Origin of the sequence: Sulfitobacter sp. UBA4523, assembly GCF_002388305.1 — a bacterium.
Lineage (GTDB): Bacteria > Pseudomonadota > Alphaproteobacteria > Rhodobacterales > Rhodobacteraceae > Sulfitobacter > Sulfitobacter pontiacus.
Window position 1 is genome coordinate 1 of sequence record NZ_DGMH01000047.1, and the last position, 8,789, is coordinate 8,789.

Annotated in this window: 7 protein-coding genes and 1 pseudogene; 5 read left to right on the forward strand and 3 right to left on the reverse strand. The window is 58.9% G+C overall.

The genetic code is table 11. The annotated features are described in order from the left end of the window. Positions 1-689: peptidylprolyl isomerase (locus B3849_RS10830; RefSeq protein WP_286780123.1), on the reverse strand; the 689-nt coding region annotated here is incomplete at its 3' end. 176 nt (positions 690-865) lie between these two features. Here B3849_RS10830 and secA point away from each other — a divergent pair. Next, positions 866-3,595, forward strand: a complete 2,730-nt coding sequence (secA, locus tag B3849_RS10835) for a preprotein translocase subunit SecA (RefSeq protein ID WP_286780124.1) — start codon at positions 866-868, stop codon at positions 3,593-3,595. 110 nt (positions 3,596-3,705) lie between these two features. Beyond that, positions 3,706-3,975, forward strand: a complete 270-nt coding sequence (locus B3849_RS10840) for a spike base protein, RCAP_Rcc01079 family (protein ID WP_278375810.1) — start codon at positions 3,706-3,708, stop codon at positions 3,973-3,975. 34 nt (positions 3,976-4,009) lie between these two features. Here B3849_RS10840 and B3849_RS10845 read toward each other — a convergent pair whose 3' ends face one another. Further along, entirely contained in the window at positions 4,010-4,678 is a 669-nt protein-coding gene (locus B3849_RS10845) for a sugar transferase (RefSeq protein WP_278425918.1), read from the reverse strand. A gap of 102 nt (positions 4,679-4,780) precedes the next feature. Further along, entirely contained in the window at positions 4,781-5,515 is a 735-nt protein-coding gene (locus tag B3849_RS10850; RefSeq protein WP_132997672.1) for a metallophosphoesterase, read from the reverse strand. 177 nt (positions 5,516-5,692) lie between these two features. Here B3849_RS10850 and B3849_RS10855 point away from each other — a divergent pair, with 177 nt between their 5' ends. The 3 genes and pseudogenes from B3849_RS10855 to B3849_RS10865 all read left to right on the forward strand — a co-directional run. Continuing rightward, a complete protein-coding gene (locus B3849_RS10855) occupies positions 5,693-7,777 on the forward strand; it encodes a YjbH domain-containing protein (protein WP_286780125.1) in 2,085 nt (694 codons plus the stop codon). Beyond that, positions 7,774-8,433, forward strand: coding sequence for a YjbF family lipoprotein (locus B3849_RS10860; protein ID WP_005850881.1), 660 nt, complete (start codon positions 7,774-7,776; stop codon positions 8,431-8,433). Before B3849_RS10855 ends, B3849_RS10860 begins: the two co-directional genes overlap by 4 nt. 43 nt (positions 8,434-8,476) lie before the next feature. After that, positions 8,477-8,789: pseudogene (locus B3849_RS10865) on the forward strand (sugar transporter); the annotation flags it as partial.

Sequence of the window (8,789 nt, forward strand, 5' to 3'; positions counted from 1 at the left end):
ATCACGTGCCAGCCGAACTGGGTTTCAACGGGTTCAGACACAGTGCCGACTTCAAGCGCGGCAACGGCGGTTTCAAACGCGGGCACCATCATGCCGGGGCCGAACCACCCCAAAGTACCGCCCGCAGGACCGGAAGGACCGGTGGACTTTTCTTTCGCCAGCTCGGCAAAATCCGCGCCTTCATCCAGCTCTTTCTTGACGGCTTGGGCTTCTTCTTCTGTTTCTACCAGAATATGCGACGCGCTGAATTCCTCGGTCGGTTCTGCATCGGCGTAAGCTTCGTCATAGGCGGCTTGCAGCTCTTCCTCGGTGACGTCCTGGGCCATTGCTCTCTCGATCACTTCGCCCGCGATCAGCTGGCGACGTTCGTTTTCAAGCGCCATCTCGATCCGCTTCGGCACTTCGCCGTCAAAATCTTGCGACAAGGCGGTTTGCTGCACAAGCTGATCCAGAATGCCCTTGAACAGGACTTCGGGGGGAAGCTGTTGATATTGTTCGGGCAGAGTGGCACGGGCAATGATCATGCTGCCAATCGTGATGTCGGTGCCATTGACCGTGGCAACCACGGTTTCAGCGGTGACGTCTGTCTGCGCATCCGTTTTTTCGGCAGTGTCGTCCTGCGCAACAGCAGGCAGGGCGAGCGAAGCTGCCACCACGAATGGTGCCAGAAAAGTGAGAGGTTTTTGCATGTATCTGTCCTTGGTTTGGCAGCCACAAGGGGCTGCTACATTGACACGGTTTAGTGCGGCCCTTACATCGCCCTATGGGCGCGGCCTTGGCGCACGTTCAGTCTTGTATCTAGGGGCTGTCCGGCGGCTCGGCAAGCAGATGGACGCCTTGGAACATAACTTCGGCAGGAGATTGCATGCTGGGCATCGGAACACTCGCCAAAAAAGTCTTTGGGACCCCAAACGACCGTAAAATCAAGGCGACCCGCCCGCTGGTTGAAAAGATCAACGCGCTGGAAGAAGAATTCTTGGCTTTGACCGACGACGGTCTGAAGCAAAAAACGGAAGAGCTGCGCAAGCGGGCGATTGACGGCGAAAGCCTTGATGATCTGCTGCCGGAAGCTTTTGCGAACTGCCGCGAAGGCGCACGCCGGACCTTGGGTCTGCGCGCCTTTGACACGCAGTTGATGTCGGCGATTTTCCTGCATCAGGGCAACATATCCGAGCAGAAAACCGGCGAGGGTAAAACCCTGACCGCGACGCTGGCCGCTTACCTCAATGCGCTGACCGGCAAGGGCGTGCATGTGGTCACGGTGAACGAATACCTCGTGAAACGGGACGCCGACTGGATGGGGAAGGTCTTTGCCTCGCTTGGGCTGACCACGGGCGCTGCGGTGTCCGGCATGACCGAGGAAGACAAACGCGCCGCCTATGATTGCGACGTGACCTACGCCACGAACAACGAGCTGGGCTTTGATTATCTGCGCGATAACATGAAGTCTGAGCTGAGCCAGATTTTCCAGAAACAGCACAACTTTGCCATCGTGGATGAAGTCGACAGTATTCTGATCGACGAGGCGCGGACGCCGCTGATTATCTCTGGCCCGTCGCAAGACCGCTCCGAGATGTATAAAATCGTCGACGATGTGATCCCGCTGCTGCAGGAAAGCCACTACGAGCTGGACGAGAAAACCCGTAACGTGACCTTTACCGACGAAGGGAACGAGTTCCTCGAGCAAGAGCTGCACAGCCGCGGCCTGCTGGAAGAAGGGTTAACGATGTATGACCCCGAAAGCACCACCATCGTGCACCATGTGAACCAAGGTTTGCGGGCGCATAAGCTGTTCCAGCGCGACAAGGATTACATTGTGCGCGACGGCGAGGTGATGCTGATCGACGAATTCACCGGGCGTATGATGTCCGGTCGTCGTCTGTCCGACGGGTTGCATCAGGCGATCGAAGCGAAGGAAGGCTGCCAGATCCAGCCCGAGAACGTGACGCTGGCCTCGGTCACCTTCCAGAACTACTTCCGCCTTTATGACAAGCTGGCGGGCATGACGGGTACTGCCGAAACCGAAGCCGAAGAATTCGCCGAGATTTACGGGCTGGGTGTTGTCGTAGTCCCGACCAACGTGCCGGTTGCGCGTGTGGACGAAGACGATCAGGTCTATCGTTCGGCGCTGGAGAAATATCAGGCGATGATCGAAAAGGTCAAAGAAGCCAATGCGATAGGCCAGCCGGTTCTGGTGGGTACCACCTCTATCGAGAAATCCGAAATGCTGAGCCAGATGCTGACCGAAGCGGGCATCACGCATAACGTTCTGAACGCGCGCCAGCACGAGCAGGAAGCGCAGATCGTGGCGGATGCGGGCAAGTTCGGTGCCGTTACCATCGCGACAAACATGGCCGGTCGCGGCACCGACATTCAGCTGGGCGGCAACGTCGAGCTGAAGGTGATTGAAGCGCTGGACGCTGACCCTGATGCCGATCCCGTTGCGATCCGTGAAAAGATCGAAGCGGAACACGCTGACGAGAAGAAAAAGGTGCTTGACGCAGGGGGCCTTTATGTTCTGGCGTCCGAGCGTCACGAAAGCCGCCGGATCGATAACCAGCTGCGCGGCCGTTCGGGCCGTCAGGGGGACCCCGGCCGGTCGTCCTTCTACCTGTCTCTCGAAGACGATCTGATGCGTATTTTCGGCTCTGAACGGCTTGAGAAAGTGCTAACGACGCTTGGCCTGAAAGAGGGCGAAGCGATTGTGCACCCTTGGGTCAACAAGTCGTTGGAGCGCGCGCAGGCCAAGGTCGAAGGGCGCAACTTTGACATTCGTAAACAGCTGTTGAAGTTCGACGATGTGATGAACGACCAGCGGAAGGTCATCTTTGGCCAGCGCCGCGACATCATGGAAGCTGCCGACCTGCAAGAGATCACCGCCGACATGCGCGAGCAGGTGATCGACGATCTGATCGACCAGTTCATGCCGCCAAAAACCTATGCAGATCAGTGGGATACTCAAGGTTTCCAAGCCGCGGTTGCGGATCAGCTGAACCTGGATGTGCCCGTTGCAGCATGGTGTGAGGAAGAGGGCGTCGACGATGAGGTCATCCGCGAACGTCTTGTCGAAGCCAGCGAAAATATGATGGCCGAGAAGGCTGAACAGTTCGGCCCCGAGAACATGCGCAACATCGAAAAGCAGGTGTTGTTGCAGGCGATTGACGGCAAGTGGCGTGACCACCTTCTGACGCTGGAACATCTGCGGTCGGTCGTCGGTTTCCGCGGCTATGCGCAGCGTGATCCGTTGAACGAATACAAGAACGAATCCTTCCAGTTGTTTGAAAGCATGCTGGACAGCCTGCGGACCGAAGTGACCCAGAAGCTGGGTCAGATCCGTCCGATGACAGAGGAAGAGCAGCAGCAAATCCTGTCGCAAATGCAGGAACGTCAGGCCGCGGCGCAGGTCAACGCAGCGCAGGCGGCGGAAGAGAACAGCGAAGCGCCGGCTTCGACCGCCGCAGCCGCGTCCGGTTCTACCGCTGTGGCGGGGTTCGACGAGAATGATCCAAGCACGTGGGGCACCCCTGCGCGCAATGATGAATGCCCCTGCGGGTCGGGCAAAAAGTTCAAGCATTGCCACGGCAAGCTTGCGTGAATGATCTTCCCCAAGGCTGGTTGCCGGCCTTGGGGGTGCTCCGCACGGTGGGGTAAGATTTAGGTAGGATCGGTAGACCAAGCTGCGCTCTTCAGCAAACGGAGAGCGACATGCCAATTACCGACAATTTCAATGACTATACCGCAGGATTGACCGGCCCTATTTGCGGGGCCTTTGATATTGTGCCCGACGATACCGCCGACCTGCCGCAGATCACCCGTGGCTTTATGGTCGGTGGGGCCGGTGATGTCGCGGTGACGCTGAAAAGCGGGGATGCAGTCACTCTGCCTGGTTTGATGGCGGGGGTCGTCTATCCGTTTCGCATCTCAAAAGTGCGCGACAGCGGCACCACTGCAACGGGGATCAAAGGCCTAGTCTAGCGCCTGTCACCGCGTTAACTGTTGTTGCGCCCTGTCAGTATCCGGTGGGGCGCAGCAGGACGGGCAGAGTGCGCGCGATGATCTTGAGATCGCCCATAAAGCTTGGCTGGCGGGCATAGCGTTCATCAAGCGAAGCGCGTTCGGCAAACAGCAGGATGCCGCGCCCCGACACCTGCCAAAGCCCTGTGACCCCCGGGCGCACCCGTTGGTAAGCGTGGCGGGCATCACCGTAGCTGTGCAGCTCCGCCCGGGTGACGGGGCGCGGCCCGACCAAAGACATATCGCCGCGCAGTACGTTCCAGATCTGGGGCAGTTCATCCAGACCGGTGCGGCGCAGGAAGTGGCCGCCGGGGATCACGCGCGGATCTTTGGTCAGCTTTTGGTACAACGCCCATTCCAGCGCGCGATCAGGTCGCGCCAATAGAATCGCCGGCAGCGCGGCCTGTGCATCAGGGACCATCGTTCTGATTTTCCAACAGCGGAAAACCTTGCCGGCACGCCCAACCCTCGGGTGGGCATAAAGACCGCCCTGACCCGTGGATGCCACCAGACAGTATAGAACGATAATCACGGGCAGGATCAGCGGCAGCAACGCGAGGCTGACGGCAAGGTCGAACACCCGTTTCCCGCCGCCTTCGTATAGCGGCGCCCGACGTGCATGGACATCACTGCCCTGCCGTATCCCGATATCGATAAACGCCATCGTCACCTCTTACCCATAGCAACCAAACACCGGCGCATGTGCCGATGTGTCAGCTAAAGCAGAGGTATCCTAAGGTGTGGTTAAAATCGGGATGCCGTCAGATCAGAGGTAGTTAAACTCGACCTCGCCATTGTTGATCGTCGCGGCAGTGAGCTTGTCCGTCGCGTAGGCACCGGTGTCGATCGACACCACGCCGCCCTTGATCATTGGCGTGTCGACGATTGTGTGCCCGTGTACGACCCAGATGCCGTCACGGCGGCGTTTGCGCCCGAAATCCTCATGCCCCCAAAGCAACGTGCGGCTTTCCTGATCCTTGATAGGGATCAATGGGTTAGCAGCGGCGTGGACAAAGGCGACATTGCCCGACACCCACGAGGTTGGGAGGTTGATCACCCAGTCAAGCAAGGCCTCGCCCATAGCGCCTTGCAGGGCGTCACGGGCGCGTTCAAGATCGTCACCAGAGGATGTTTGCGACACGCCCGAGACGCCAAAGCTCGACAAAGTCTGGAGCCCGCCGTACCGGAGCCAGCGCGGACCATTCTCTTTCGGATTGTCGATAAACTTTAGCATCATCTGCTCGTGGTTGCCCATCAGCGTGATGATATCGGGCTGTTCGTGCAGCGCCCGCAGAACCTGCGCGCTTTGTTCGCCGCGGTCGACAAGGTCGCCGACGCAGATCACCTGTGTGCCGGCCGGAGGTTCGGGCAGTCTTTCAAGCAGATCAAAACGCCCGTGAATATCTCCGATCGCAATGACGGGTACATCCGGTGTGATCGGATCGAAATGGGGTTCGGGCTCGGGGTCAGGTTGACGGCGTTTAAACCAACGGTTCAGCATGGGTCTTGGCGTATCCTCTGTGTTGCAAAACTGGCGCAACGAAATGGTAAATCCGTTGATTGGACGGCACACAAAGTGTAGTCCTTCCTAAACTTCTCTACGGTCCCGGTATTCGCAACAATTAATTAATAGGTAGGTTAGCAGATGCAAGGGCGCTCGAGGAAACTAGCTTGTTCGATGCTAGCCGGGGCGTTTTGCGTCACTAGTCTTGCCGAAGGTTCAGCGCAATCTTTATCGACCTACGGCACACCCGGGTTGGTTGAAATGCCGACGGCCCGCGTGTTGAAGGACGGCGATCTGGCCTTCACGGCAAGCACGTTTGGCCCCAACTACCGGTATTCAGCAACGTTCCAGGTCTTGCCGCGTCTTTATGGGACATTCCGGTATTCGCGGATCAAAGACATTAGCACCAATGCGTATCTAGACGGCGACACATTCGACCGCAGCTTTGACGTGCATTACCAGATCTGGGATGAAACCGACGTACGCCCAGCTTTCGCCGTGGGGATGCGTGACTTTCTGGGCACCGGTATCCTGAGCAGTGAATATTTTGTGGCCACCAAAAGTTTCGGGTCGAAGCTGGAGGTCACCGGCGGTCTGGGCTGGGGGCGGCTTGCGGGGCGGAACTCATTCTCGAATCCGTTCAGTATTTTGTCAGACCGGTTTGACACACGGTCGCGCGACGCCAACACGGGCGGCCAGCTAGAGACAGGAAACTGGTTCCGCGGGCCAACGTCGGTCTTCGCGGGCGTGCAGTGGAATGTGTCGGACCAGATGACGCTATTCGCCGAATACTCCCCCGATGAATACACGCGGGAATCGGTGAACACGGGCATCGACGTGTCTTCGCCCCTCAACGTGGGGTTGGAGTATCGTTTCAACAACGGTGTGCACCTCAAGGGGTTTGTCGTCGGGGGGCATGAGGTCGGCGCGCAGCTGAGCTATGTCATCAACCCCAAGAAACCGTCTGTACCCGGCGGGTTGGAGCAGGCCCCGCGCACCATCGGCGCGCGCAACCGGCTGGCGATTGCGGAGTGGAACAACTCTGCTGCCGGGGGCGGGCGTGATGCGGTCGAGGCCGTGTTGCAGCGCGTGCTGGCGGAAGACGGGCTGGAGTTGCAAGGCTTCACCATGTCGGGCAACCGCGCGACCGTGCGCGTGGAAAACACCCGTTTCGACAACGAGGCCCAAGCGGCAGGGCGCACGGCGCGGGCCATGGCGGTGACGCTACCCCCCGCGATCGAAGAGTTCACGGTCGTGTTTCTGGAGCGCGGCGTGCCGCTGAACCAGATCGTGACGCAAAGATCCGATCTGGAAGAGCTGCAGTTTGATTACGATGGTGCCTGGCGCAGTCTGGCGCGGGCGCGTCTGGAAGACGGGCACGATCAGGGCCGCGAAGGCGAGTTGGCGGATATCTACCCGGTCTTTGACACGTCGATCGGCCCATATCTCGCCACATCCTTTTTCGACCCTAACAGCCCGATTAGGGCCGATTTCGGCGTCCAGCTCAAGATGGATTACCGGCCGCGCCCGGGGCTGACCTTTGGGGGTCGTTTCCGCTATCCGCTGGTGGGTAATATCGATAAATCGTTCCGCGTGTCGGATTCCGTGATCGAGCCGGTCCGCTCTAATGCTATACGCTATGCAAAGGAATCTGAGCTTGAGGTGAACAGCCTCACGGCCGAGTATTTGTTCCGCCCGGGGAAAAACCTGTTCGGTCGTGTTTCTGCAGGGTATCTGGAAGGGATGTTTGGCGGGGTGTCGACCGAGGTGCTTTGGTATCCGATGGATAGCCGGCTCGCACTTGGGGCAGAGCTGAACTATGTCAAACAACGTGATTTCGACATGCTGTTCGGGTTTCAGGACTATGACGTCGTGACCGGCCATGCCTCTGCCTATTATGATCTGGGCAATGGGTTCTTCGGGCAGCTAGACGTGGGTCGCTACCTTGCGGGTGACTATGGCGCGACGTTCTCTTTGGATCGTGAGTTTAACAACGGGTTCAAGGTTGGCGGGTATTTCACGCTCACGGATGTGTCCTTTGATGATTTTGGTGAAGGGTCTTTCGACAAGGGCCTGCGGTTCGAAGTGCCGCTTTCGTGGCTGACCGGACGCCCGTCGCGGACGAAAGTCCAGCAAACAATCAAGCCGATTACACGCGACGGCGGGGCGCGTCTTGCTGTCGCTAACCGTTTGCACGGGGTCGTGCGCGACTATCGCGGCAAAGAGCTGCGGGACAGCTGGGGGAGATACCTGCGATGATCTTACGTGCGTTGACCCTTGGTCTGTGTCTGGCGGGCCTCACAGCCTGTAGCGCCAGTCAGAACCTTCTGGCGCGTGGTGTTGCCGTTGCTGTGGACGATGATTCAGTCGTGCCTAAAACCGCGCAAGGGTTTCCGCCGCGCTTTGCCGCGCTGGTGCAGGATACCGCCACCCCCGCCTTGCTGCTGACCGTCGAGAACCGTGCGCAAACCGGCCGCATGCTGCGCGAGGCGCGTGTGAACGGTGTCGATACATGGCTGAGTTCGGATTTAACGGCGCTGATGCTGGAAGACGGGATGCTGCAAGGGACACGCGGCCTTGGGTCTGAACTCTTCGCCGCTGATGTGTCGGAGCCCAAGGCGCTGATCCTGTCCGGGCGGCGCGGTTATTCAGACCGGTTGCACAGCAATCTGACAGGACTGGATGAGATTTCTACCCGCGGGTATCGCTGTCTGGTGGAGCCGCAGGGCAGCGCGACGCTCGCGCTTGAGATCGGCACCGTGCCGACGCGGGTTGTAACCGAGGATTGCAAAAGTCTGGACCAGTCGTTTCGGAATACGTATTGGGTCAGTGTAAAGAGCGGTGCCATTGTACAGGCGCGGCAATGGGCGGGCGATGAGGTCGGGTATTTGATGACCAAGGCCGCCGCCCGTTAAGGTTAACAGGGGCCGAACCTGTCTGGGGGCGAGGTGTCACATGATGAATGGGAGTATTAAAGTGCGATACCTATTGGTAGCTGTTTTGGGCCTGACCCTTGCAAGCTGTGGTACGGTTTACCGAACACCTGAAGTTGTAGAGGGCGTCGCTGGCGGCACCAATGTACGGGTGATGAACCTCACTGCTGAATCCGTCATTCAGGCGAATAGATCCGCCTATGCGCCACGGAGCCTGCCCGATGTGTTTTCCCGCACCGCAGGCTCTGGCTCGGGGCTGCGTGGAACCGGGGCGCTGCCATCGCCCACACTCGACGTTCAGACCCGCCCTAACGCGCTTGAGCTGCGCCTGCCGCCCC